The following is a 24,408-nucleotide window of genomic DNA, read 5'->3' on the forward strand; positions in this document are numbered from 1 at the left end:
GACCGTACCCCAAGCTCCATCCATCACCGAACCCCCCGGAGGGACCATGCACCTCGATCACCCCGAGCTCTACCCCCACCGTCACACCTACAGCGCCGCTTCCCCCGTCCGCCCCGACGGCACGCGCCGTGCTCTGCGGATCGGGCTCGGGGGGCCCGTCGGGTCCGGGAAGACGGCGACCGTCGCCGCGCTCTGCCGCGCCCTGCGCGACGAGCTGTCCGTCGCCGTCGTCACCAACGACATCTACACCCGCGAGGACGCCGAGTTCCTGCTGCGCAACGCCGTCCTGCCGCCGGAGCGGATCGCGGCCGTGGAGACCGGGGCCTGCCCGCACACCGCCATCCGGGACGACATCTCCGCCAACCTGGAGGCCATAGAGGACCTGGAGGCTGTGTTTTCTTCCTCGGGGGCGGGGCCGCTCGACCTCGTCCTGGTCGAGTCCGGCGGCGACAACCTCACCGCCACCTTCTCCAAGGGCCTGGTGGACGCGCAGATCTTCGTCATCGACGTCGCGGGCGGCGACGACATCCCGCGCAAGGGCGGCCCCGGCATCACCACCGCCGACCTGCTCGTCGTCAACAAGACCGACCTCGCCCCGTACGTCGGCGTCGACCTGGAGGGCATGGCGCGCGACGCGAAGGCGCAGCGCGGGGAGCTCCCCGCCGTGTTCACCTCCCTCGTCGCCGAGGGCGGCGTGGAGCCCGTCACGGCGTGGGTGCGCGCGCAGCTCGCCGCCTGGACCGCGGCGCCGTGACCACGGCCCTCGCCCCGGCGGGGCACGGCCTGCTGGCCGCGGCCCGGGTCGTCGCCGCGGCCGACGGCAGGGGCGGCACCGCGCTGCCCGTCCTGGACGGCGGAGGCCCGTTCGCGCTGCGGCGCCTGCGCTCCGCGGGGCACGAGGCGCGCGTGTGCCTGGTGGGCGCGATGAGCGCGCCGCTCGGCGGCGACGCCCTCGCGCTCTCCGCCGACGTGGGGGACGGCGCCGCGCTGCACTTCTCCACCACGGCCGCGACCATCGCCCTGCCGGGCCGTACGGGCGCGCCGGCCACGTACGACGTCCGCATCAGGGTCGGCGACGGCGCGGTGCTGCGCTGGCTCCCCGAGCCGCTGATCTCGGCCCGCGGCGGCGAGCTGCGGATGACCACGGTCGTCGAACTCGCCCCGACCGCCCGGCTGGTGTTCCGGGAGGAGCAGATCCTGGGGCGCGCGGGGGAGCCGCCGGGGCGGCTGACGGCCCGTCTGACCGTCCGCCGCGACGGGCGCTCGCTCTACGACCAGGAGCTGTCGTACGGGCCGGGCGTGCCCGGCTGGGACGGCGGGGCGGTCCTGGGCGGCCACCGGGCGGCCGGGCAACTCCTCGTCGTGGACCCGGCCTTCGCGGCGCGCCCGCCCGAGGCTCGTGCCCTGGGGCCGACGGCCGTCGTTGCCCCGCTGGCCGGGCCGGCCGTCGTCGTGAGCGCGGTCGCGCGGGACGGCCTGGAGCTCAGGACACTGCTCGAAAACGGCCGCTCGGGAGTGGATTTCGGTATACAACACGATACGGATATTGCGGTACAGCAGTGACGAATGATGCCACTCGTGGCGCGCCATGTTTCGTCATTCTTACGGATTAGTAAAGAACACTCGTACGACCTGTCCATTATGGGATGGGAGGCGAAAGGATCCCCTTGCAGCATGGCGATCTCCGCCGCTCCGGGCGGCGTATCCAGCAGGGGGATTCCTACGTGAGACACACGTCAATACTCGGCGCGGCCGGCACCCTGGTGACCGGCGCGCTGGTGGCCGGGTTCCTGACCGCCCCGGCCGCCGGCGCGAGCGAGCGCGTGCCGGGCGGGGCCGCCGAGGCCCGCGGCGCGAAGGTGGCCGCCGATCGCGCGGCCAAGGCGGGTATCAAGTGGCAGGACTGTCCTGCCGCCTGGGGCCTCGAGAAGCCCATCCAGTGCGGCTACGTCACGGTTCCCGTCGACTACGCCAAGCCCGACGGGCCCACCATCAAGATCGCGGTGGACCGGGCCCGCTCCACCGGCACCGCGGACGAGCGCCAGGGCGCCCTCCTCTACAACCCCGGCGGCCCCGGCGGCTCCGGCATGAAGTTCCCGCGCCGGATCACCACCAAGGCCCCGCTGTGGGCCAAGACGGCGAAGGCGTACGACTTCGTGGGCTTCGACCCGCGCGGCGTGGGCCACTCCGCCCCGATCTCCTGCATCGACCCGCAGGAGTTCGTCGCGGCCCCCAAGGCCGACCCGGTGCCCGACAGCGAGGCCGACAAGCGCGCCCAGCGCAAGCTGGCCCGCCAGTACGCCGACGGCTGCGCCGAGCGCAGCGGCAAGCTGCTGCCGTACCTCACGACGGCGAACACCGCGCGCGACGTGGACGTCGTCCGGGCCGCCCTCGGCGAGAAGAAGCTCAACTACCTGGGCGTCTCCTACGGCACCTACCTCGGCGCCGTCTACGGCACGCTCTTCCCGGACCACGTCCGCCGCCTGGTCGTCGACAGCGTCGTCAACCCGGACCGGGACAACATCTGGTACCAGGCCAACCTGGAGCAGGACATCGCCTTCGAGTCCCGCTTCAAGGACTGGGAGACGTGGGTCGCCAAGCACGACGACGTCTTCCACCTCGGCACCACCCAGGCCAAGGTCCAGAAGAACTGGGAGACGCTGCGGGCGTCCGCCAAGAAGAAGCCCATCGGCGGGGTCGTCGGCCCGGCCGAGCTGATCAGCTTCTTCCAGGGCGCGGCGTACTACGACACCTCGTGGGTCCCGGTCGCCGAAACCTGGAGCAAGTACGTCGCCGGTGACGAGAAGGCGCTCGTCGAGGCCGCCGGCCCCGACCTGTCCAACACCGCGGGCAACATCGCCGCGGAGAACAGCAACGCCGTCTACACCGCGGTCGAGTGCGCGGACGCCAAGTGGCCCACCAGCTGGGCCAAGTGGGACCGCGACAACACCCGCATCCACCGCCAGGCCCCGTTCATGACCTGGTCCAACGCGTGGATGAACCTGCCGTGCGCCACGTGGAAGGCCCCCCAGGGCAACCCCATCGAGGTCACCACGCACAAGGGTCTCCCGCAGACCCTGATCATCCAGAGCGAGCGTGACGCGGCGACCCCGTACGAGGGCGCCGTGGAGCTGCACAAGCGCTTCAAGGGCTCCCGCCTGATCACGGAGAAGGACGCCGGCTCGCACGGCGTCACGGGCGAGGCCAACCCCTGTGTCAACGCCCGCCTCGACGCCTACCTCGTCGACGGCAAGCTCGACGCCCAGGACGTGACGTGCGCCCCGCACGCCACCCCCGAACCGCCGAAGGCCGCCGCGGCGAAGTAGCCCCATCGCAGCGCACCGTGGCGCCCCGGTCCTCCCGGACCGGGGCGCCACCTGCGTTGTTGCCGCCGTTCAGGGGCCAACGGGAGGGTTTCCGGCTGGATGACCATTTGATGAGCATTCTGCAAAGCTCGACGGTTCTCGGTGTTTTGGCCGGCCGTCCCTCGTAGCCTGTGCACATGCCCGTCAACCCGGACCTCACCCAGTCGCCCGAGGAGATCAACGACGCGATCCGTGCGTTCCTGGCCGCGCGCCGTGGCCGGATGCTCAGTGGTGAGGAGCGCAGGGCCTACGAGCGGTTGCGGGCGGAGTGGCTGGTGGCGGTGCGGGCCGGGGCGCGGGCGGCCGTGTCGTCCTCCTCGTGCGCGGGGGCGCAGTAGGGTGACTCCTCCCGCGGCCACCCGGGCGACCGCGCGGCGCGGCGGCTTGCCGGGCGCGGTCCGCGCGCGATGGCCTTGACCCGGGCACCCCGCTCCAGGAGGCACCGATGTCCCTACCCCGTACCGCCGTGGCCGCCGCGGCGGCCTCCGCCGCGCTCCTCCTCCTCGCCGCGCCGCAGGCCGCCGCGGACGGCAAGCCGGGCAGGCAGGGCAAGCACGGCCGCGCCGACGGCACCGACGGCCGGTTCTTCCTCTCCGTCTCCGGCGGGCAGAACACCTGGATCCGCGGGGTGCAGCTCAGCTGCCCGGACGCCGACGGCCACCACCCGCACGCCGCGGAGGCGTGCACCACGCTGAACAAGGCGAAAGGCGACCCCGGCCGGGTGACCGGCGCGGAGCACCGGTGCACCCGCCAGTACGACCCCGTGACCGCGACCGCCGAGGGCGAGTGGAACGGCCGCCCCGTCGTCTGGCACAAGACCTTCCCCAACGCCTGCGCGCTCGACGGGGCGACCGGCCCCGTCTTCCGCTTCTGAGGCGCTTCTGAGTAGCTTCTGCCGGACAGCTCCGGGCGGCCTCACGTCCCCCGGGCGACCAGCGTCCCTATCGTCAGCAGCGACAGCATCACCCACGCGAACCACAGCCAGCCGTCGCTGCCTATCGTCACCGAATACGCGGTGACCACGACGAGGCCTCCCACCGTCAGAGCCGCCATCGTCTTCGCCGATCCTGGCATCCCCGCACCTCCTCACGGCGGCCCGGGAACGCACCCACGCGCAAGGGCCGCGGCCTGGAGTCCATCGTCTCCCGGCCGCGGCCCCTGCCGCCAGATCTCGTGCGCGCCCCCGCGCGCCTCCGCGTACGCCCGCGCCTCACGTCTCCCGCGAGCGCAGCGAGGCGAGGTAGGCGTTGTACGCCTCCAGCTCCTTGTCGCCGTTGCGGTCCTCGGCGCGGTCCGAGCGCCGGGCCTGCCGCTGCTCGGAGCGGTACCACTGGTAGGCCAGCGCCAGCAGCACCACGACCGACGGGATCTCGCTGAACGCCCAGGCGATGCCGCCGCCCGCCTGCTGGTCCTCCAGCGGGTCGATGCCCAGCGAGGCCGGCGGGTGCATGTACGTGCCGATCATCGGCTCCGACGCCATCATCAGCGCGATGCCGAAGAACGCGTGGAAGGGCATGCCCGCGAACAGCTCCAGCATCCGCATCACATAGCCCGGCCGGTGCGGGCCCGGGTCCACGCCCATGATCGGCCAGAAGAACACCAGGCCCACGGCGAGGAAGTGCACCATCATCGCGATGTGGCCCGTCCTGGACTCCATCAGGAAGTCGAAGAGCGGCGTGAAGTACAGCGCGTACAGGCTCGCGATGAACAGCGGGATCGTGAACACCGGGTGCGTGATGACCCGCATGTAGCGGCTGTGCAGCAGCGAGACCAGCCACTCGCGCGGCCCCCGGCGGCCGCGCCCGGCCGTCGGCAGCGCCCGCAGCGTCAGCGTCACCGGCGCGCCGAGCAGGACCAGGATCGGCGAGAGCATGCTGATGACCATGTGCTGCACCATGTGCACGCTAAACATGACCATGCCGTAGTCGTTGAGCTTGGTGCACATCACCAGCCACACGGTCAGCACACCGAGGACGAACGCGACGGTCCGGCCCACCGGCCAGGAGTCCCCGCGGCGCCGCAGCCGGACCACCGCCCAGCCGTAGAGCGCCAGCGCCAGCAGACAGCCGATCATGAAGAATGGATCGCCACTGAACTGCAGACCCCGCTCCAGCGTGAACGGCGGCATGTCCATGTGCATCATGCCGTGCCCGCTGTGATCCATCCGCTCTCTCCCATTTCGCACCGATGCGCCGGAACCAGAGTAGAGGCGCCCCGGGCCGCGTCCGCGGCCGGGGGCGCCCCGCCGGAGAGCGGGGCAGAAATGGTCAGAGCGGGGCGGAGTCAGTCAAAGCGGTTCAGAGTACGCACTCGACCTCGGTGTACCGCTCCTGCGGCACGGTCTTGAGCCGCTCGACGGCCTCCGCGAGCGGCACCAGCGTGATGTCCGTGCCCCGCAGGGCCGTCATCATCCCGAACGCCCCGCGGTGCACCGCCTCCACGGCGTGCCAGCCGAACCGGGTCGCGAGCACGCGGTCGTACGCGGTCGGGGTGCCGCCGCGCTGCACGTGGCCGAGGATCACCGGGCGGGCCTCCTTGCCCAGCCGCCGCTCCAGCTCCCCGGAGAGCTGCCGGGCCACCCCGGCGAACCGCTCGTGCCCGTAGACGTCCGTGGCGCCGGTCTCGAAGGCCATCGAGCCCTCGCGCGGCTTGGCGCCCTCGGCGACGACGACGATCGCGAAGCGCTTGCCGGCCTCGAAGCGCCGGCCGACGACCTCGGTGAGCTCGTCGATGTCGAAGGGCCGCTCGGGCACGACGATGGCGTGCGCGCCGGCGGCCATGCCCGAGTGCAGGGCGATCCAGCCGGTGTGCCGGCCCATCACCTCGACGATGAGCACGCGCTGGTGCGACTCGGCGGTGGTCTTCAGCCGGTCCAGGGCCTCGGTGGCCACGCCGACGGCCGTGTCGAAGCCGAACGTGACGTCCGTCGAGGCGATGTCGTTGTCGATGGTCTTGGGCACGCCGACGATCGGCAGGCCGGCGTCCGACAGCAGCCGGGCGGCCTTGAGCGTGCCCTCGCCCCCGATGGGGATGACGGCGTCCAGACCGAGGTCGGCCACGTGGCCCTTGGCCCGCTCGACGCCGTCCCGCAGCTGTGCGGGCTGGACGCGCGAGGAGCCGAGGATCGTGCCGCCGGTGGCCAGGATGCCGGCCACCGCGTCCAGGTCGAGCCTGCGGTGGTCGCCTTCGAGGAGGCCCTTCCAGCCGTCGTGGAAGCCGATGACCTCGTCGCCGTGGTCGACGACCGCGCGGTGCACGACGGACCTGATGACGGCGTTCAGACCGGGGCAGTCGCCACCGGAGGTGAGTACACCAATGCGCATGACAGGGGGAAACCTTCGCAACAGGGCGGGAGACCGGACCCCGTCGTCCGGTTGCGTCCCCGCCACCCTAACCGCGATGGGTGGCGGGGGACGCGACCGTCCGTCATGCGGGCGGCAGGGCTACGCCGACTGGGTCGCCGCGGCGATCCGCTCGGCGCGCAGCGCCTCGTACCAGCGGTCGTCCACCGGCGGCAGGGCGTTGACGTCCAGCGCCAGCTTGATCAGCATGTCCGAGATGTGCGGGTTACGGGCCATCACCGGGCCGTGCATGTACGTACCGAAGACGGTGTCGTTGTACGCGCCCTCGAAGCCGTCGCCCGTGCCGTTGCCGTTGCCGTAGCGCACGCGGGCGAACGGGCGGGCCGTCGGGCCGAGGTGGGTGATGCCCTGGTGGTTCTCGAAGCCCGTCAGCGGCGGCAGGCCCAGCGGCTCGTCGATGTCCGCGAGGACGTCGCCGACGCAGCGCTCGCCCTCGCCACGGGTGCTGATCACGTCGAGCAGGCCGAGGCCCTGCTCGCGCTGGCCCAGGTCGTTGATGAACTCGTGGCCCAGGATCTGGTAGCCGGCGCAGACCGAGAAGACGATCGCGCCGTTGGCCACGGCCCGGTTCAGGCCGCCGTCGCGGCGCAGCCGCTCGGCCGCGAGCCGCTGCGGGCGGTCCTCGCCGCCGCCGATCAGATAGATGTCCCCGGAGGTCGGGATGGGCTGGTCCGACCGGATGTCCACGCGCTGGACGTCCAGCCGGCGCTGACGCGCGCGCCGCTCCAGGACCAGGACGTTGCCCTGGTCGCCGTAGGTGCTGAGCAGGTCGGGGTAGACCCACACCACACGCAGACTGTTCTGGCTCATGCTCACAATCCTTCTCAGTCTCGGCGGGGTCAGTTGCCGACGCGGCGGCGGACGTCCTGGAACGCCGTGTAGTTGGCGATCAGCTCGATCCTGCCGGGCGGAGCCGCCTGCACCGCCTCGTCGACGGTCTCGCAGACCCGGAAGTCCAGGCCCGCGACCTCCAGCCGGACGGCCAGGTCCAGCTTGCGGTCGCCGATGACGAAGATCGGGTGGCCGGCCAGGCGCGGGTAGTCCACGTCCCACAGCCACGAGGTGTCGGTGCCGTCCGCGCCGCGGGCGTTGACCGCGAGGACCACCGGCGCCGGCGGCCCGTCGATCAGCGAGAACGTCTCCAGCCAGCCGGCCGGGTTCTTCGCCAGCAGCAGCCGGATGTCGCGGCCGAGGAACTGCACCACGTCGAACCGGCCCGCGACCGCCTGCACCTGGTACATCCGCTCCAGCGCGACCTGCGGCGGGACGCCGAAGGTGGCCGCGACGGCCGCGGAGGTGGTGGCGTTCGCCTTGTTGGCCCGGCCGGGCAGCTGGAGGTGGATCGGCCACGCCGAGCCGTGCGGGTCGAGGACGTAGTCGCCCGACAGCGCCCAGCTCGGGGTCGGCCGGCGGAAGCCGCACTCGCCGCAGAACCAGTCGTCGCCGGGGCGCTGCATCACGCCGCCGCACGACGGGCAGGACCAGGCGTCGTCCTTCCACTCCTGGCCGGCCGCCACCCACACCACGTTCGGCGAGGAGGAGGCGGCCCACACGATCAGCGGGTCGTCCGCGTTCGCGATGATCACCGCCTTGGTGCCGGCCAGGCCCTCACGCCACTTCTCGGCGAGCATGCGCGTCTCCGCGGCCCGGTCGAGCTGGTCGCGCGAGAGGTTCAGCAGCGCTATGGCCTTGGGGGAGACGTCCCGGGCGACACCCGCCAGGTACTTCTCGTCCACCTCGATCACGCCGTAGCGCGCGTCCGAGCCGCCCGCCAGCGCCGAGGTGATGCCCGCGGGCATGTTCGCGCCCAGTGCGTTGGACACCACCGGGCCGCTGGCCCGCAGCGCCTCGGCGATCAGCCGGGTCGTGGTCGTCTTGCCGTTGGTGGCGGACACCAGGACCACGTCCAGGTGGGTCGCCAGCCGGGCCAGCAGGTCGGGGTCGAGCTTGAGCGCGACCTTGCCGCCGATCACCGATCCGCTGCCGCGGCCCGCGGCCCGCGACACCGCCGCAGCCGCCTTGCCCGCCGTCACGGCCAGCTTGGCCCGCGGCGACAGTGGCCCCGAGTTGCCTGCCATCGTCCTAGATCCTCCTTGTTCCGGCGCCGTGCCCGTCCCTGGTCCGCCGGTGGTGGAACGCCCCCTCCGCGCCGAATCGCCAGCCAGGAGGCCCGGTCGGGGATCAGCCTATCGAGATCCGGCCGCAGGCCCGAACCGGCCGTCCACGTAGCGCGAGGTTGACCGTAGGGTTGGCGCATGCGAAACGGCTCCATCCCCGGCTCTTCCGGACGCGTCCGGCCCATGCGGCTGCTCGGCGACCCGGGGCTCGGCACCCCCTGCGAGGACGTCACGGACTTCGGCGACGACCTCGCCCGGCTCGTCGAGGACATGTTCGCGACCATGTACGCCGCGGAGGGCGTGGGCCTCGCGGCCAACCAGATCGGCGTCCCGCTGCGCGTCTTCGTCTACGACTGCCCGGACGACGAGGACCGCCGCCACCTGGGCCACCTGGTCAACCCGCGGCTCGTCGAGGCCGACGGGATCACCGTCCGCGGGCCGGAGGGCTGCCTGTCCGTCCCCGGCATCGAGGCGGGCACGCCGCGCTACGACCACGCCGTCGTCGAGGGCTTCACCCTGGACGGCTCGCGGGTGCGCGTGGCCGGCACCGGGTTCTTCGCCCGGTGCCTCCAGCACGAGTGCGACCACCTCGACGGCGGGCTCTACCTCGACCACGTGACGGGGCTGCGCCGCCGCCGTGCGCTGCGGGCCGTACGGCGTGCGCCGTGGGCGGGCCGCACGGAGGCGCGGCCGGAGCCGGCCCGTACGGCGTAGGGCGTACGGGGCGGGCCCGGCCGTGGTGCCTTTCCGGAACCCGGCGGTGGTGCCTTTCCGGAAGCCGGCCGTGGTGCCCTTCTAGAAGCCGGGCCCGCCCGGCAGGTCGCCCGAGGAGGCGAGCCGGCCCCACAGCAGGTCCGCGAGGTGCCGTACGAGGTGCTCGCGCGGGAACGGGCGCTCGCGCAGCCACCAGTCGCCGGCCGCGTGCATCATGCCCACGATGCCGTGGCCCCAGGTGCGGGCCAGCTCGTCGCTGCCCGGGCCGAGATCGACGCGCTCGGATATCACCTGGGCGAGCTCCTCGCCCATCCGCCGCAGCAGGGGCGCCGAGTGCCGCCCCACGTCGAAGCCGCCCTCGGAGGGCTGGCCCTCGTCAGCGGGGTGCATCAGGAAGCGGTAGACCTGCGGCCGGGCCTCTATGGCCGCGAGGTAGCTGTCCAGGGTCCGCTCGACGCGGTCGCGGCGGTCGGCCGGGGCGTCCAGCGCGGCCCGCAGCCCCACGAGCAGCGCGTCGGTGTGCCGGGCGGCCAGGGCGCGGTAGAGGCCGCCCTTGTCGCCGAAGTGCCGGTAGAGGATCGGCTTGGTGATGCCCGCCTCGGCGGCGATCGCGTTCATCGAGGCCCCCGGCCCCTCCCGCAGCACCACCCGGTCCGCGGCCTCGAGCAGCTCCTGACGGCGGCGCTCCGCCGCGTGCTGCTGGTCCTCCCGCTGACTGGTTTCCATATGACCTGCCTCCCCGCCCCTGTGAATCGTGATGCCTGCGCAACGTAACACCCGCTCCACCCAGCGAATCCGGGAGGCGGGACGGTTGACACTACTACCGGTCGGTAACATACTCGCGTTACCGCGAGTAATGCCGTGCCTAGGGGTGGGAGGCCGCGTGGCCGAGTTCACGATGGAGCTCAACGAGGACCAGCGGGGGGTGCGCGACTGGATCCACGGCTTCGCCGCCGAGGTGATGCGCCCGGCCGCCGCCGAGTGGGACGAGCGCGAGGAATTCCCCTGGCCGGTCGTCCAGGAAGCGGCCCGCATCGGCCTCTACTCCCTCGACTTCTACGCCCAGCAGTTCTTCGACCCCACCGGCCTCGGCGTCCCCATGGCCATGGAGGAGCTCTTCTGGGGCGACGCCGGCCTCGGCCTCGCCATCTCCGGCACCGGCCTCGCCGCCATCGGCGTCCTCACCAACGGCACCGAGGAACAGATCGGCACCTGGCTCCCGCAGATGTACGGCGACGCCGACGACGTGAAGATCGCCGCCTTCTGCTCCTCCGAGCCCGACGCGGGCTCCGACGTCTCCGCCATGCGGACCCGTGCCGTCTACGACGAGGCCAAGGACGAATGGGTCCTCAACGGCACGAAGACCTGGGCGACGAACGGCGGCATCGCGAACGTGCACGTCGTCGTCGCGGTCGTCGACCCCGGGCTGGGTGCGCGCGGCCACGCCTCCTTCATCGTGCCGCCGGGCACGCCGGGGCTCTCCCAGGGCCAGAAGTTCAAGAAGCACGGCATCCGTGCCTCGCACACCGCCGAGGTCGTCCTCGACGGCGTGCGCCTGCCCGGCCACTGCCTCCTCGGCGGCAAGGACAAGCTGGACGAGCGCCTGGCCCGCGCCCGCGAGCGCGCCCGCACCGGCGGATCTCGTACGCACAACGCCGCCATGGCCACGTTCGAGGCGTCCCGCCCGACCGTCGGCGCGCAGGCCGTCGGCATCGCCCGCGCCGCGTACGAGGTGGCGCTCGACTACGCCCAGACGCGCGTCCAGTTCGGCCGCCCCATCATCGACAACCAGGGCGTCGCCTTCCAGCTCGCCGACATGCGCACCCGCATCGACGCCGCCCGGCTGCTGGTGTGGCGCGCGTCCTGGATGGCGACGGCGGGCAAGCCCTTCACATCGGCGGAGGGCTCGATGTCCAAGCTCTTCGCGGGCGAGACGGCGAAGGCGGTCACGGCCCAGGCGATGCAGATCCTGGGCGGGAACGGCTACACGCGGGAGTACCCGGTGGAGCGGATGCACAGGGATGCCGCTATTTACACCATTTTTGAGGGCACCAGCGAGATCCAGCGGCTGGTGATCGCCCGTACGATCTCGGACGTACCGATCCGCTGAGCCGACCGGGGGCGTGGGCGTGCTGCACCATCTGGAACTTTGGGTACCGGATCTGGAACGGGCCGAGAAGAGTTTCGGCTGGCTCCTCGGCGCCCTCGGCTGCACGCCCTACCAGCACTGGGAGCACGGCCGCAGCTGGCGGCAGGGCGCCTTCTACGTCGTCGTCGAGCAGTCCCCGGCCCTGACCGCCGGCCGGCACGAGCGGTGCCGGCCGGGCCTCAACCACGTCGCCTTCGCGGTGGAGAGCCGCGCCGCCGTCGACGCCCTGGTGGCCGAGGCACCCGCGCACGGCTGGCGCCTGCTCTTCCCCGACCGGCACCCGTACGCGGGCGGGCCCGGCCATTACGCCGCCTACCTGGAGAACGAGGACGGCTTCGAAGTCGAGCTCGTCGCCGTGGCGGCGGCGGGCGACGGCGGCTGACGGCCGCGAGCCCCCGGCGGCTTCCCGCCGATCCTTCCCGGCGACCTTTCACGACGATCTTTCACGGCGCACCGAAATTTTTCTGTTATCCGCCGCGCGAGCCCAGGTCTCCCCTTACGTAGGCCGCCACCCCGGCGGCGGAGAAAGGGTGCGCGGAACGTGAACTTGGACAGCACGGCCGGTGTGGTCGAAGCAGCGCGCAGCGGAGACCGCGCCGCGCAGGGCGAGCTGGTCGCCGCCTGCCTGCCACTGGTCTACAACATCGTCGGCCGGGCCCTGAACGGCCACGCGGACGTCGACGACGTCGTGCAGGAGACCATGATCCGGATGGTCGGCGGCCTGCGCGGGCTGCGCGACCCCGAGGGCTTCCGGTCGTGGCTCGTCGCGATCACGATGAACCAGATACGCAGCCACTGGCGCAAGGAGCTCAAGGACCGCAAGGACGCCCCCGCGGGCGGCCCGCAGGAGGTCGGCGAGGCCGCCGCCCCCGAGCCCGACTTCGTCGAGTGGTCGATCATCCGCCTCGGCCTGCAAGGCCAGCGCAGGCAGGCCGCCGAGGCCACCCGCTGGCTCGACGGCGACGACCAGGTCGTCATGTCGCTGTGGTGGCTGGAGGCCGCGGGCGAGCTGAGCCGCGCCGAGGTCGCCGCGGCCCTGGGCCGCTCACCGCAGTACACCGCCGTCCGCGTCCAGCGCACCAAGGCGCAGCTGGAGACCGCCCGCGTCGTCGTCCGCGCCCTCGCCGCGGCTCCGCGCTGCCCCGAGCTCGCGGCCGTCCTCGGGGGCTGGGACGGGGCGCCGGGCCCGCTGTGGCGCAAGCGCATCGCCCGGCACGCGCGCGGCTGCTCCGACTGCGGCGGGCACTGGTCCGCGCTGGTGCCCGCGGAAGGCCTGCTGGCGGGCCTCGGGCTGGTCCCCCTCGGGGCCGCCCTGCTGGGCCGGCTGACCGGGGGCGCGATGGGCGACGCCATGACGGCGTGCGCCGCGGCGGGACCCGGGGAGGGCGGACCGGCGTCCGCGTCCGCCCCGGCCGCCCCCTCTTCGCACGGCGACGGCGCGCGCCTGGCCCGCCGGGCCGTCGTCGCCGGTGTCGTCGCCCTCGTCGTGGCCGGCGCCCTGGGCGGCGGACCGCAGCTCTTCAGCGCCGCCCCCGAGAGCGCGGCTCCGAAGTCTTCCGGCGGCCCCGTCGAGATCGTTCCGGTCACCGCCGGCGGCCCCACGCCGACCGTGCCGGAGCGCACCGACGCCACGCCCGTCGGCCGCTCCGAGACCGACGGGCGGGCTCCCGTACGCGAATCCGCCGCTCCCGTACCGCAGGCCCCGGCCGCCACCCCGGCCCCGGCCCCGGACAAGAGCCCGGCCGCGGAGAAGCCCCCCGCCCGGACCGGCGCGCCCTCCGAGCCGAGCCGGAAGCCCGCCGCGGAGACGTCACCCCGGCACACCCCGCCGCCCGCTCCGGGAACGGACCTCGCGCAAGAGGTCGTCCGCATCGTCAACACCGAGCGTGCCAAGGCGGGCTGCGGCCCCGTCCGGCGCAGCGCCGAACTGGCCGCCTTCGCCCAGCGCCGCACCGAGGACACGGCGCAGCACACCCCGCTGAACCAGTGGTCCGCGTTCGCCCGCGGCATCGCCGTGCCCGGCCACCGCTGGAGCGCGTACGGGGTCAACGCCACCACCGGCCACGGCAGCGCCTCCGCGGTCGTGACCGCCTGGATGAACGACCCCGGGCAGCGCCGGACCGTCCTCAACTGCGCCTACACCGAGATCGGCATCGGCTTCACCGTCACCTACGACGGCCCGCGCTGGCTCCAGGTCTTCGCCGCGCGCTGACCCGCCGCCGTCCCCTCAGCCACCCCACTCCGCCGGGCGGGCCACCGCGCCGCGCCCGGCCGTCCATAACCCCCCACCGGAAACCCCCCACCGAAGGGAACTCCCTTGCCACGCAAACACAGCCACCGCCGCAGCAGAACCGGCCGCCGCGTGATACTCACGGCGGCCGCAGCCGCCGGCATCACCTTCGGCGTCATCAGCGCCGGATCCGCGACCACGGGCGGCGGCGCCCCGCAGACCGGGGCGGCGAGCGCCCCCTCCGCCGAGCCCGTCCACAAGAAGCCGCCCGCCCCGCTCACCTCGACGCCCAAGGCCGACAAGCGCCGCGGCCTCGTCTACGAGGGCCTCAAGCCCGCCCCCAAGGGCGACCGCTGCGTCGGCGTCTACAGCGTCTCCCGGGCCGGCCTGTGCACCCACGGCCCGGACGCCCCGCCCAAGGGCATCGACATCACCAAGGACACCCCGCCCGCGGCCAAAGGCACCGCCGAGCCGGCGTCCCTGACCGGCGACGGCGAGCAGGCCCCCTCGGCCACCGAGGCCCTGCGCGGCGCACCGGCCGTGATCGACGCCCGCAAGGGCGGCGTCGCGGCCTCGCCCGCCGCCCCCGGCTCGCCCGGCACCCCGCAGGCGCCGGCGTCCGGCTCCAAGGTCGTCTGCGACGGCGACGGCACCACCGGCAACCGCGTCCAGGTGCTGTACGTGCACGCCCCCGGCCGCGACCGGTTCGGCCAGTACGCGGCCTCCTTCAAGCAGTGGGCGGCCGAGACCGACGTCATCTACAACGCCAGCGCCGAGGAGACCGGCGGAGAGCGCCACGTCCGCTACGTCACCGAGGCCGACTGCACCGTCTCCGTCCTGGACGTCGAGGTCTCCGCGGGTGACCTCCAGGAGTTCGGGGCGATGAACAACGCCTTGGCCGCCAAGGGCTTCAACCGCCGCGACCGCAAGTACATGGTCTTCGCGGACGCCCAGGTCTACTGCGGCATCGGCACCTTCAACGGCGACGAGCGCCCCGGCCAGGACAACCTCAGCAACTTCGGCCCCTCCTACGGGCGCACGGACTCCGGTTGCTGGGGCGGCAGCACCCCCGCCCACGAGCTCGGCCACAACCTCGGCGCGGTCAACAACAGCGCCCCGCACACCAGCAAGGCCGCGCACTGCGTCGACGAGTGGGACATCATGTGCTACTCCGACGCCCCGTACTACCCGAAGATGCAGACCATCTGCCCCGACCGGGCCAACGACAACCGCCTGGACTGCGGCCACGACGACTACTTCCACACCAACCCCAAGCCGGGCAGCTACCTCGCCACCCACTGGAACATCGCGAACAACCGCTTCCTGATGGCCGACGGCGGCACCACGAACCCCGACCCCGGCCCCACGCCGACCCGCACCCCCGGCCCGACCCGTACCCCTGATCCGACGCGGCCGCCGGTGACCGGACCCGACGCCCAGGTCAGCCAGATCACCCCGAACTCCGCCGTCGTCAGCTGGCCGAAGGTCCCCTCGGCAGCCGGATACGACCTGCTGGTCGACGGGAAGAAGACGGCCGACGTCAAGGACACCGTCGTCCGCCTCACCAACCTCACGCCGGGCACCGCCTACAAGGTCGCCGTCGCCGCGCGCGGCACTGACGGCAAGGCCTCCGCGCCCGGCCGCGCCGCGGCCTTCCGCACTCTCCCCACGGACGGCGGCTCCCCGACCCGCCCGGGCACCGCGTACGTGATGGTCAACGGCCTCACCGGCCAGGCCGTCGACCTGTGGGGCGGCTCGGCCGCGGACGGCACCGTCGCCATCGCCTACCAGCGGCACGGCTACGCCAACCAGCAGTGGTCCTTCGAGAACGCCGGCGGCGGCGCGCTGCGCGTGAAGTCGGCCCAGAGCGGCAAGTGCCTCGAACTGGGCGGCGGCGGACAGGCCGCGGCCGGCCAGTACGTCGCCCAGCGGCCGTGCCGGGACACGGCCGCACAGAAGTGGCGGTTGAACGCCTCCGGCGGCGGGGCGTACGTCCTCCAGCCTGAGGGCTCCTCCCTGGTGCTTGGCATCAGCAAGCGCTGGTACTACGGCGGCTGGCTGCTCGAACTCCAGCAGAAGAACGGCCAGGGCTACCAGAACTGGACCCTGGCGAAGGCCGCTTCCTGACGGCTGACTCCTGCTCCTGGCGGCCGCCCCTCGGCGGCCGTCCCCTGATCCGGGCCGGCGACCGCTGTTCGACATCCCCCCACCGGCGGTCGCCGGCCCTCCTCTCCCCGGTACTGCTCACACCACCGGAACCCGTCTCTTCCCGCTGGAGGAACGCCGAGATGAAGCCACGCTCCCTCACCACCCTGGCCCCCGCGCTCGGTTGCGCCGCCGCCCTGCTGGTCCTGGGCACGCCCGGGCCCGCCGCCGCGCACGGCGACACCATCCACTTCACCGTCAGCGGCACGCCGTCGGACGGCCACGTACGGGCCCTCGCGGCCTGGGACAACGACGACGACCCCGTGGACGAGCCGGTCGCCGGCACGCTGACGGCCACCGGCCGGGACGGCCGCACCCTCGGGCCGTGGCAGCTGGTGGCCGCCGGGGGCGGGAAGGCGGCCTACACCACCCGCGAAGCCCTGCCGCCCGGTACGTGGAAGGTCGTCGTCCACAGCGGCTTCCCGGACCTCGGCCACGGCGAGGGCACGGTCGACGTGGCGGCTCAGGGCGAAGCCGGCCCCGCTCCGGCCGCCACGGCACCTCCGGCGGCGCGGTCCGCGCCCTCGCCGGGCCACTCCGCCGGCGCCTCCGCCGCCCCGCGGGAAGCGGCGTCCTCGTCCCGTACGGGCATTGCCGCCGGTGCCGGCGCGGCGGCCGTCGTGATCGCAGCCGTGGGCGGCGTGCTCCTGTTCCGTGCCCGGCTGTCGAGGAACGGGCGCACGGCGTCGGCGTGAGGTCCGCGCTCACTCACGCCTTTAGGGCGTCACGCCTATAGGGCGGCGAGGAAGCCCAGCAGCTCGGCGTTGACCTCGTCGGGGCGCTCCTGCTGCGTCCAGTGGCCGCAGCCGGGCAGGGTCACGCTGCGGTGCAGGCGCGGCACGTACGTCTCCAGCGACGCCAGCAGCTGCGCGGCACCCGGGAAGGACCGTACGAGGTCGCGGTCGCCCGCCACGTACAGCGCGGGCACCTCGATGCGGCGGCCCTCGAAGGGCGCGAGGAGCTCCCAGTTGCGGTCGATGTTGCGGTACCAGTTGAGGCCGCCGGTGAAGGCGCGGTCGCCGTGCCCGGAGTACTCGCGGACGAACGTGGCGATGTCCTCCTCGGTGAGCCACTCCGGCAGCTCCTTCGGCTCGGGCATCGTGTCGAGGGTCGTGCCGCCCGCCGGGATGACCCACGGGGCCGGCTCCGCGGTGTGCGGGCTGTCGCCCGAGGCGCCCACCAGGAACCTGCGGAACGTCGACGCCGGATCCCGCACCAACTCCGCGTCGGCGACGCCCGGTTCCTGGAAGTACAGCTGGTAGAACCCGTCGCCGAGCAGGGAGCGCAGGTGCGGCAGCGGGGCCGCCGGGCCGCGCGGCGCCGGCGGCACGCTCAGGCCGGCCACGCCGCGTACGACGTCGGGCCGCAGCAGCGCCGTCGTCCAGGCGACCGGCGCGCCCCAGTCGTGCCCGACGAGCACCGCACTGTCCTCGCCGAGGGCGTGGATCAGGCCGATCACGTCACCGGCGAGGTGGAGGACGCTGTAGGCATCGATGTCGCCGGGCTGTTCACTGCGCGCGTAGCCGCGCTGGTCCGGGGCGACCACCCGGTAGCCGGCGTCGGCCAGGGGCCCGAACTGGTGCCGCCAGGAGTACCAGCACTCCGGGAAGCCGTGCAGCAGGACGACCAGCGGCCCCCGCCCCTGCTCGGCGACGTGCAGCCTGACTCCGTTGACCTCGACGAAGCTGTGTCCGATCGAGCCGTCCATGCCGTCCTCCTGGGTCGTCGCGCCGGCGCGGTCCCCGGCGTGCTCCGTGGCGTACTCATACGATCCGTGGCGTACCCAACAGTAGGGGCAACTCGGGGGCGTGGACCCGGCCGGGTGGCGCGTTGCTGTTGCGCGGAGCGCCGGGGTGGGTCATGGGTAGGGCATGAGCGAATACGAGCGTTCCCGGACGATGCCCGACCTCCCCGAGCACGTCTTCGACCAGGCGAGCGTCGTCTCCTGGTTCAGCAGCTGGCTCCCGGACGAGCTGCACGTCCGGCCGGAGGACCCGCCGGCCGTGGCCGTCCACGAGGACCGCACGGGCCTGGACGCGCCCGCGCTGCTCCACGCGGACCGGGAGCGGATGCGGCTGGAGTGGGGAGCGCTGGAGGGCGGCAGCGGCTACACGGGATGGCTCCAGGTGGCCCCCTACGACACGGGCGCGAGCGAGGTCACCATCCACCTCGCGTTCTCCGACCGGCGGCACGACCCGGGGGAGGAGGCCGCGCTCGGTGCCCTCGACCGGAGCCTTGCGCGGCTGGAGGAGCAGGTGCGGCTGCGGGCCGAGAACGCCGGATAGGGGCGATCGCCCGTACGGGTCGGATCGCCCCTTCCACCAGCACCCTCGGCACCTTCGGCACCTTCAGTGCCTTGAGGTGCGGTACCCCGAGGTCGGCTCACCCTTCCGGGTTGGCCTCCAGGCAGGTCAGTTCGATGTCGTCGATGATGGCCTCGTTCGACTGCCCCTTGAGGTGCGCGACGTTCTCGATGCCGACCGCCATCCACCCCGACACGCTCATGACGAGCACCCGCAGCCCGTCCGTACCGTGCTCGGCGAGCACCCTGTCCGCGACCTTGAGGGCCTCCTCCGGAACCCGCTCCGCCGGTTCGAGGCCGACGATGGTGCGCATCAGCCCGATGGTGGTGTGCGAGATCTCCGGTGCGATCGCCCGCAGCCTCCGGTCCTCTTCCTCGTCCACGTGTCCTCGATTCTGTCCGTCAGCGGGTCACGTGCAAGCACCCTAGGCGCCCGTGCGCCGGGCCCGCCCCCTCACGCCCGCGGGCGATCCCCGATGTGGGTGAACCGTGGTCAAGAAGCTCTCAAGTCACCCTTGGATGTGGCAAGAACGCGCTCACAAACGATCGCCGGTCCGGCAGCGTTGTCAGTGCCCGGTGCCAGGATGCGTGTCATGACTCCTCTCATCACTCCTCTCATCACTCCTCGGCTTCTCACCGACATCGAACGGGCCGTCCGCAGCAGTTGGGACGCCGACACGTGCACCCCCGAGTACAGGTCGCGGTGGACGCCGGGCAATCCGGCCCGCGACCAGTGCGGGGTGACCGCCCTCGTCCTCAACGACCTGCTGGGCGGCGAGCTCGTCCGGGGCGAGGTCCTGGTCGGCGGCGTGCGGACCGACTTCCACTGGTGGAACCGCCTGGGGGCGGGGGTGGAGATCGACCTCACCCGCGAGCAGTTCCGCCCCGAGGAGATCGTCACCGGCGGCGTCGTCATACCGCGCCCGCCGGAGATCAAGCGCCTGCGTGAGGAGTACGAACTGCTGCGCGCCCGGGTGCTGGAGAAGCTGGCGGGTTCCGCGGCGGCGTAGCGGCGGGCCGGAGGGCGCGGACGTGGACGCGGCCCGATCATGGCCGGTTCCGCCCTGTGGCCGCACGGCGTCCGGCGGGCGAGGCTGATCACGACCGATTCCGTCAGCGAGAGGAGCACTTGTGACCGGCCGGAGCACGCCGCGCAGCGGCGAGGACGCGACCCGCGAGTACTACGACTCCAGTGACGTCGACGCCTTCTACGACGCGGTCTGGGGCGGCGAGGACATCCACACCGGCATCTACGCCCACCCCGGCGAAGCCGTCGCCGACGCCTCCCGCCGCACCGTCGACCGGCTCGCGGACCGCCTCGCGCACCGGCTCGGCCCGGACAGCACCGTCCTCGACCTCGGTTCCGGATACGGCGGCACCGCCCGCCGCCTGGCCGGGCGCTTCGGCTGCCGCGTCGTCGCCCTCAACCTCAGCGCCGCCCAGAACGAACGGCACCGCGCGGTCAACGCCGCCCGCGGGCTGGACGGCCTCATCGACGTCGTCACCGGCTCCTTCCACGACGTGCCGTGCCCCGACGGCAGCTTCGACGCCGTGTGCTCCCTGGAGGCCTTCTGCCACAGCGGCGACCGTCCGCGCGTGCTGAGCGAGGCCGTCCGCGTCCTCAAACCCAAGGGGGCGCTGGCCTTCACCGACATCATGGCCGCCGAGGACGTACCGGCGGAGGCGCTGCGCCCGGCCGTCTCCCGCCTAGGCGTGGACGCCCTCGCCACCGTCGCGTTCTACCGGGAGCGGCTCGCGGAGCTGGGCCTCGCCGGCACCGGATTCGACGACCACAGCGGCCAACTGGTCACCCACTACGACCGGCTGACCGGGGAGACGGCGGCGCGCACGGCGGAGCTCGGCGGCCGCATCGGCGCCGCCTACCTCACCCACCTCAACGAGAACCTGCCCGTATGGGCCGACGCAGCACGCCGCGGGCTGCTGCGCTGGGGCATCCTGCACGGCAGCCGGCCGTAATCGTCCGTGATCAACCGGCCACGCTCTGGCTTGATTTGCCGTCTCCCCCTGATCGATACCCGCGAGTAGCGTGCCCCGGCGCGGGGGCCTCTCTGGGAGAAGGGCGTTGGCATGTTCTATTGCGCGTTCAGGGCCGTGGTGCTCGTGCCGCTGCTGCGGTGGCTCTTCCGGCCGCGGGTCGAGGGCCTGGGCCGGGTGCCGCAGCACGGCGGGGCCATCGTGGCGGGCAACCACCAGTCGTTCACCGACCAGTTCCTGATGGGGGTGATCCTCCGGCGCCGGATCAGCTTCCTCGCCAAGCAGGAGTACTTCACCGGCCGGGGCCTGAAGGGCCGCCTGGCCGCGGCCTTCTTCCGCGGCCTCGGGGCGATACCCGTCGACCGCTCCGGCCGGGCCGCCGGCCAGGCGGCCGTCGACGAAGGCGTGCGCGTGCTCGGCCGCGGCGAGCTCCTCGGCATCTTCCCGGAGGGCACGCGCTCCCACGACGGGCGGATGTACAAGGGCAAGGTCGGCGTCGCGGAGATGGCGATCCGCTCCGGCGTGCCCGTGGTGCCGTGCGCGATGATCGGCACGTTCGAGGCGCAGCCCGCGGGGCGGCGGCTGCCCCGCATGGTCCCCGTCACGGTCCGCTTCGGCGAGCCCCTCGACTTCTCGCGCTACGCGGGCATGGAGGATCAGCGGCACATCCTGCGGGCGGTCACGGACGAGATCATGTACGCGATCCTCAAGCTTTCCGAGCAGGAGTACGTCGACATGTACGCCGTCGAGGCCAGGGCGCAGCTCGCCGCCCACGGCACGCGGCTCGCGCCGGTCCCGGACCGTACGCCCGGCGACCCTACGTCTGGCGACCGTACGCCCGGCGACCGCCCGGCCGCCGTCCCGCAGCCGGCCTCCGGAGAAGGACGCCACGCGGCGTAGGAGACGCGGGAATCCGGCGGCGGCGGTCCGCAGGGCGCGTGCCACGGAGCGGTTGCGCGGGCGGCTCCCACGGCCGTGACAGCGAAGTGCCCGACGCTGTGCCCGTGTTCGCACGGCCGTCCGCCGGTTCCCGGAAGGCCGCGGCCGCAAGACCCGCAGGAGCCGCCCGCAGGGCTTCCCGTAGGCTCCCCGCCCATGAATGACGACGTGCGCAACATCGTGCTGGGCCTGGCCGCCAGCGGGATCAGTGCTGCCGCCGGCTGGTTCGTGAGGACACTGCTGTGGCGCCGGCAACTCCGCCGAAAGCAGGCGTTCTTCGGCCTCCCGAGCGGCTCGGAATGCCTGCTGGTGGTCAACCAGGACCCCGGCGCGAGCGGCTGGGGCGTCGCGCGGCACGACGCCTTCGCCCTGCTCGAACTCTCCGCGCTGATCAAGGAGTGCGGCGCGCACACGGACATCGTGGTGCACGACGCGGCCCGCCAGGGGATCGGTGTGCGCACCGAGTTCTGCGTCGGCGGGCCCGTGTCGAACCGGCGCACCGAGGCCCACCTGCGCTCCCTGCTGCCCGGCGTCGAGGTCAACTCCGCCAACGGCGGCCCGGACGAAGGAGCGATCACCGTGGGCGGCGAGACGTACCGGGTGGACAAGGGCACGGCCGAGTACGTGCTGCTCGCCCGGCTGACGGGACCCGGCGGCAGCCGGCCGGTCTTCCTCGCCTCCGGCCAGCGCAGCGTCACCAACCAGGCGGCCATACGGTACCTGGCCCGGAACCACGCCGGACTCGCCCGCCGCCACGGCATCGACGGCACGTTCTGCCTGCTGCTGAAGGTCGTGAACTCGGACGCGTACGGCCCGGACATGGTGGAGCTGGTCGCCGATGTCACGGAGGCGGCCACCGCCGGCTGACCCGGCGGAGCACTGAGTACCCAAGGGCGCCGGTCAGTCGCCGGTCAGTCGCTGGTCAGCCGCCGGCCCGTCGTCGGTCACTCGTCCGGGAACACCTTCGTGACCACCTTGCCGTCGGTGGTCACGTAGCCGTAGAACATGCCCTCGCTGCTGTACGGGGCGGCGAGCACGCCCCGCGGGTCGAGCGCGATCACGCCACCCGTGCCGCCCAGGGCGGTCAGCCGCTCGTGCACGACCTCGTGGGCGGCCGAGGCCACGTCCCGGCCGCCGAACTCCATCAGGTGGGAGATCGTCGCGGTCGCGGCGCCCCGCAGGAACACCTCGCCGTGCCCGGTCGCGCTCGCCGCGACCGTGCCGTTCTTCGCGTACGTGCCCGCGCCGACGACGGGGGAGTCGCCCACCCGGCCGGCCATCTTGTTCGTCGTCCCGCCCGTGGACGTCGCGGCGGCGAGGTCCCGTCCGCGGTCCACGGCCACGGCGCCGACCGTGCCCATCGCGGCCTCGCCGACCGCCCCTCCGCCCGCGTCCGCCGGTGTCCGCCCGCCCCTGCTCCGCTCCTTGGCCTTCATCAGGCTGTCCCAGCGCGCCTGCGTCCAGAAGTAGTCCTGGGTGACGGGCGGCAGTCCGTTGCGCGCGGCGAAGTCGTCGGCGCCCTGGCCGGCCAGCAGCACGTGCGGGGTCCGCTCCATCACGAGCCGTGCCGCGGAGACGGGATTGCGCACGTGCCGCACGCCGGCGACGGCCCCGGCCGCCAGGTCCGAGCCGCGCATGACCGACGCGTCCAGCTCGTGCCCCGCGTCCTCGGTGAACACCGCGCCGCGGCCCGCGTTGAACAGCGGATCGTCCTCCAGGCCCCGTACGGCCGCCTCGACCGCCGCCACGCTGCCGCCGCCGTCCCGCAGCACCCGCTGCCCGGCGCGCAGGGCGCCGGCCAGCCCGTCGCGGTAGGCCTTCTCCGTACGGGCGTCGGTGTCCTCGCGCCGCAGCGCCGTCCCGGCGCCGCCGTGCACGGCCAGCACCACCCCGGTCGCCTCCGGCCGGGACGGCGTCCCGCGGCCGGGGCCGACCGCCAGCGACGTGGTGCCCGCGGGCTCCGCGGACGGCTGCGACAGCGCCGGGAGCGCCGCCACGACCGCCACCAGGGCGGCGAGTACGGGGACGATCCAGAGTCTCGAACGCACGCGCATGGGCCCTCTCCTCGCTCGCTCGGTGTCCCGCTCACCTTGCCGAGGAGAGCGCCGCGAGGGAACGGGAACCGGGGAAACGGCCCGGGAACGGCCGGGAACACCGCCTTGCCGCGGCGCGCGAAGACACCACTACGGGCCGGCGGGGCTTACACGGGCTTGCGCGCCTCGATGAGGAAGCGTGACGAGTGGGCGACGAAGGGGCCGTCCGCCCGGATGCGCTCGTGCAGTTCCCGCAGGCGCTCGCGGTACTGTTCGACGCTGAAGCCGGGCACCATCCAGATCACCTTCCGCAGGAAGTAGATCACCGCGCCGACGTCGGAGAACTCCATGCGCAGCGTCTCGGCGCGCAGGTCGACGACGCCGAGCCCCGCGGCCTCCGCCTCCCGCCGCTCGTCGTCGGGGTGGCGCCTGCGCCGGACCTCCTCCGGCTGCGGCCCCAGGAAGTACTCGACCAGTTCGAAGGCGCTGGCCGGGCCCACGTGCTGCGCGAGGTACGCGCCGCCGGGCCGCAGCACGCGGGCGATCTCCTCCCACCACACCGTCGCCGGGTGGCGGCTCGTCACGAGGTCGAACGCCTCGTCGGCGAAGGGCAGCGGCGGCTCGTCGGGATCCGCGACCACGACCGCCCCGAGGGGGTGCAGCAGCTTCGTCGCCTTCGCGACGTTGGGCGGCCAGGACTCCGTGGCCACCATCGTGCGGGGCAGCCGGCGCGCGCCGGCGAGGACCTCGCCGCCGCCCGTCTGGACGTCGAGGGCCGCGTCCACGTGGGCGAGGCGCTCGCTCATCGTCCGCTGATAGCCCCAGGAGGGGCGCTGTTCAGTGGCCCGGCCCTCCAGCCAGGAGAAGTCCCAGCCGGCCACGGGGACGGCCGCGGCCTCCGCGACCAGATCGTCGAAGCTGCGCTGCGCATCAGGGCTTCCGGATGGCGTATATGACATACCAGAAGTAATACCCCAAAGGGCCCGGACAGCCCGGG

Annotated in this window: 26 protein-coding genes; 16 read left to right on the forward strand and 10 right to left on the reverse strand. The window is 73.2% G+C overall.

The window, feature by feature from the left end; translation table 11 throughout:
- Nucleotides 1–46: 46 nt before the first annotated feature.
- The 5 genes from ureG (at nt 47) to D7231_RS21980 (ending at nt 4,239) form a co-directional block, all read left to right on the forward strand.
- Nucleotides 47–754, forward strand: a complete 708-nt coding sequence (gene ureG, locus D7231_RS21960) for an urease accessory protein UreG (RefSeq protein WP_120757225.1) — start codon at nt 47–49, stop codon at nt 752–754.
- Nucleotides 712–1,563: an urease accessory protein UreD gene (locus tag D7231_RS21965; RefSeq protein WP_416385393.1), complete on the forward strand. Its 852-nt coding sequence runs from the start codon at nt 712–714 to the stop codon at nt 1,561–1,563. Before ureG ends, D7231_RS21965 begins: the two co-directional genes overlap by 43 nt.
- Before the next feature lie 161 nt (nt 1,564–1,724).
- Nucleotides 1,725–3,326, forward strand: a complete 1,602-nt coding sequence (locus D7231_RS21970) for an alpha/beta hydrolase (protein ID WP_241999850.1) — start codon at nt 1,725–1,727, stop codon at nt 3,324–3,326.
- A 176-nt stretch (nt 3,327–3,502) separates the two neighbouring features.
- The gene (locus D7231_RS21975) at nt 3,503–3,703 is read left to right on the forward strand and encodes a hypothetical protein (protein WP_120757482.1); all 201 of its coding nucleotides are present in this window, start codon (nt 3,503–3,505) and stop codon (nt 3,701–3,703) included.
- Between the two features lie 107 nt (nt 3,704–3,810).
- A complete protein-coding gene (locus tag D7231_RS21980; protein ID WP_120757227.1) occupies nt 3,811–4,239 on the forward strand; it encodes an SSI family serine proteinase inhibitor in 429 nt (142 codons plus the stop codon).
- 41 nt (nt 4,240–4,280) lie between these two features.
- Here the strand turns inward: D7231_RS21980 and D7231_RS37110 are convergent, their stop codons facing one another.
- The 5 genes from D7231_RS37110 to D7231_RS22000 all read right to left on the reverse strand — a co-directional run bounded on the left by D7231_RS37110 (nt 4,281) and on the right by D7231_RS22000 (nt 8,805).
- Nucleotides 4,281–4,439 carry a hypothetical protein gene (locus tag D7231_RS37110; protein ID WP_194961534.1) on the reverse strand — a complete coding sequence of 53 codons (159 nt, stop codon included), beginning with the start codon at nt 4,437–4,439 and terminating at the stop codon, nt 4,281–4,283.
- 136 nt (nt 4,440–4,575) lie between these two features.
- A complete protein-coding gene (locus D7231_RS21985) occupies nt 4,576–5,529 on the reverse strand; it encodes a cytochrome c oxidase assembly protein (RefSeq protein ID WP_120757228.1) in 954 nt (317 codons plus the stop codon).
- A 133-nt stretch (nt 5,530–5,662) separates the two neighbouring features.
- Complete coding sequence (locus D7231_RS21990; protein ID WP_120757229.1) at nt 5,663–6,688, reverse strand: 6-phosphofructokinase; 1,026 nt, start codon at nt 6,686–6,688, stop codon at nt 5,663–5,665.
- Nucleotides 6,689–6,808: 120 nt separating this feature from the next.
- Nucleotides 6,809–7,537 carry a type 1 glutamine amidotransferase gene (locus tag D7231_RS21995; protein WP_058041480.1) on the reverse strand — a complete coding sequence of 243 codons (729 nt, stop codon included), beginning with the start codon at nt 7,535–7,537 and terminating at the stop codon, nt 6,809–6,811.
- A 29-nt stretch (nt 7,538–7,566) separates the two neighbouring features.
- Entirely contained in the window at nt 7,567–8,805 is a 1,239-nt protein-coding gene (locus tag D7231_RS22000; RefSeq protein WP_120757230.1) for a MurT ligase domain-containing protein, read from the reverse strand.
- 177 nt (nt 8,806–8,982) lie between these two features.
- Here D7231_RS22000 and def point away from each other — a divergent pair, with 177 nt between their 5' ends.
- Nucleotides 8,983–9,558: a peptide deformylase gene (def, locus tag D7231_RS22005; RefSeq protein ID WP_120757231.1), complete on the forward strand. Its 576-nt coding sequence runs from the start codon at nt 8,983–8,985 to the stop codon at nt 9,556–9,558.
- An 81-nt stretch (nt 9,559–9,639) separates the two neighbouring features.
- Here the strand turns inward: def and D7231_RS22010 are convergent, their stop codons facing one another.
- On the reverse strand, nt 9,640–10,284 hold the full coding sequence (locus D7231_RS22010; protein ID WP_120757232.1) for a TetR/AcrR family transcriptional regulator: 645 nt from the start codon (nt 10,282–10,284) through the stop codon (nt 9,640–9,642).
- A gap of 157 nt (nt 10,285–10,441) precedes the next feature.
- Here D7231_RS22010 and D7231_RS22015 point away from each other — a divergent pair, with 157 nt between their 5' ends.
- The 5 genes from D7231_RS22015 to D7231_RS22035 all read left to right on the forward strand — a co-directional run bounded on the left by D7231_RS22015 (nt 10,442) and on the right by D7231_RS22035 (nt 16,837).
- Nucleotides 10,442–11,668 carry an acyl-CoA dehydrogenase family protein gene (locus tag D7231_RS22015; RefSeq protein ID WP_120757233.1) on the forward strand — a complete coding sequence of 409 codons (1,227 nt, stop codon included), beginning with the start codon at nt 10,442–10,444 and terminating at the stop codon, nt 11,666–11,668.
- Between the two features lie 19 nt (nt 11,669–11,687).
- Nucleotides 11,688–12,089: a VOC family protein gene (locus D7231_RS22020; protein WP_120757483.1), complete on the forward strand. Its 402-nt coding sequence runs from the start codon at nt 11,688–11,690 to the stop codon at nt 12,087–12,089.
- A gap of 159 nt (nt 12,090–12,248) precedes the next feature.
- Entirely contained in the window at nt 12,249–13,919 is a 1,671-nt protein-coding gene (locus D7231_RS22025; RefSeq protein WP_120757234.1) for a sigma-70 family RNA polymerase sigma factor, read from the forward strand.
- A gap of 105 nt (nt 13,920–14,024) precedes the next feature.
- Nucleotides 14,025–16,064, forward strand: coding sequence for an RICIN domain-containing protein (locus D7231_RS22030; protein ID WP_241999851.1), 2,040 nt, complete (start codon nt 14,025–14,027; stop codon nt 16,062–16,064).
- 161 nt (nt 16,065–16,225) lie between these two features.
- Nucleotides 16,226–16,837: a hypothetical protein gene (locus D7231_RS22035; RefSeq protein ID WP_120757235.1), complete on the forward strand. Its 612-nt coding sequence runs from the start codon at nt 16,226–16,228 to the stop codon at nt 16,835–16,837.
- 35 nt (nt 16,838–16,872) lie between these two features.
- On the opposite strand, the gene D7231_RS22040 is transcribed toward D7231_RS22035, so the two are convergent.
- Entirely contained in the window at nt 16,873–17,850 is a 978-nt protein-coding gene (locus D7231_RS22040; protein WP_120757236.1) for an alpha/beta fold hydrolase, read from the reverse strand.
- Nucleotides 17,851–18,013: 163 nt separating this feature from the next.
- Between D7231_RS22040 and D7231_RS22045 the strand changes: the two genes are divergently transcribed.
- A complete protein-coding gene (locus D7231_RS22045) occupies nt 18,014–18,427 on the forward strand; it encodes an SRPBCC family protein (RefSeq protein ID WP_120757237.1) in 414 nt (137 codons plus the stop codon).
- A 97-nt stretch (nt 18,428–18,524) separates the two neighbouring features.
- On the opposite strand, the gene D7231_RS22050 is transcribed toward D7231_RS22045, so the two are convergent.
- On the reverse strand, nt 18,525–18,827 hold the full coding sequence (locus tag D7231_RS22050; RefSeq protein ID WP_120757238.1) for a hypothetical protein: 303 nt from the start codon (nt 18,825–18,827) through the stop codon (nt 18,525–18,527).
- 234 nt (nt 18,828–19,061) lie between these two features.
- Between D7231_RS22050 and D7231_RS22055 the strand changes: the two genes are divergently transcribed.
- The 4 genes from D7231_RS22055 to D7231_RS22070 all read left to right on the forward strand — a co-directional run bounded on the left by D7231_RS22055 (nt 19,062) and on the right by D7231_RS22070 (nt 22,245).
- A complete protein-coding gene (locus D7231_RS22055; protein WP_120757485.1) occupies nt 19,062–19,454 on the forward strand; it encodes a YunG family protein in 393 nt (130 codons plus the stop codon).
- A gap of 121 nt (nt 19,455–19,575) precedes the next feature.
- Nucleotides 19,576–20,421, forward strand: a complete 846-nt coding sequence (locus tag D7231_RS22060; RefSeq protein ID WP_120757239.1) for an SAM-dependent methyltransferase — start codon at nt 19,576–19,578, stop codon at nt 20,419–20,421.
- 111 nt (nt 20,422–20,532) lie between these two features.
- Nucleotides 20,533–21,339, forward strand: coding sequence for a lysophospholipid acyltransferase family protein (locus D7231_RS22065; RefSeq protein ID WP_120757240.1), 807 nt, complete (start codon nt 20,533–20,535; stop codon nt 21,337–21,339).
- A 195-nt stretch (nt 21,340–21,534) separates the two neighbouring features.
- Nucleotides 21,535–22,245, forward strand: coding sequence for a hypothetical protein (locus D7231_RS22070; protein ID WP_120757241.1), 711 nt, complete (start codon nt 21,535–21,537; stop codon nt 22,243–22,245).
- A gap of 77 nt (nt 22,246–22,322) precedes the next feature.
- On the opposite strand, the gene D7231_RS22075 is transcribed toward D7231_RS22070, so the two are convergent.
- Together D7231_RS22075 and D7231_RS22080 are read right to left on the reverse strand one after the other, a co-directional pair.
- Nucleotides 22,323–23,432 carry an isoaspartyl peptidase/L-asparaginase family protein gene (locus tag D7231_RS22075; RefSeq protein ID WP_120757242.1) on the reverse strand — a complete coding sequence of 370 codons (1,110 nt, stop codon included), beginning with the start codon at nt 23,430–23,432 and terminating at the stop codon, nt 22,323–22,325.
- 146 nt (nt 23,433–23,578) lie between these two features.
- Nucleotides 23,579–24,370: a class I SAM-dependent methyltransferase gene (locus D7231_RS22080; RefSeq protein WP_120757243.1), complete on the reverse strand. Its 792-nt coding sequence runs from the start codon at nt 24,368–24,370 to the stop codon at nt 23,579–23,581.
- Nucleotides 24,371–24,408 lie beyond the last annotated feature (38 nt).

The organism is Streptomyces klenkii (assembly GCF_003626645.1).
In the GTDB taxonomy this organism is placed as follows: domain Bacteria; phylum Actinomycetota; class Actinomycetes; order Streptomycetales; family Streptomycetaceae; genus Streptomyces; species Streptomyces klenkii.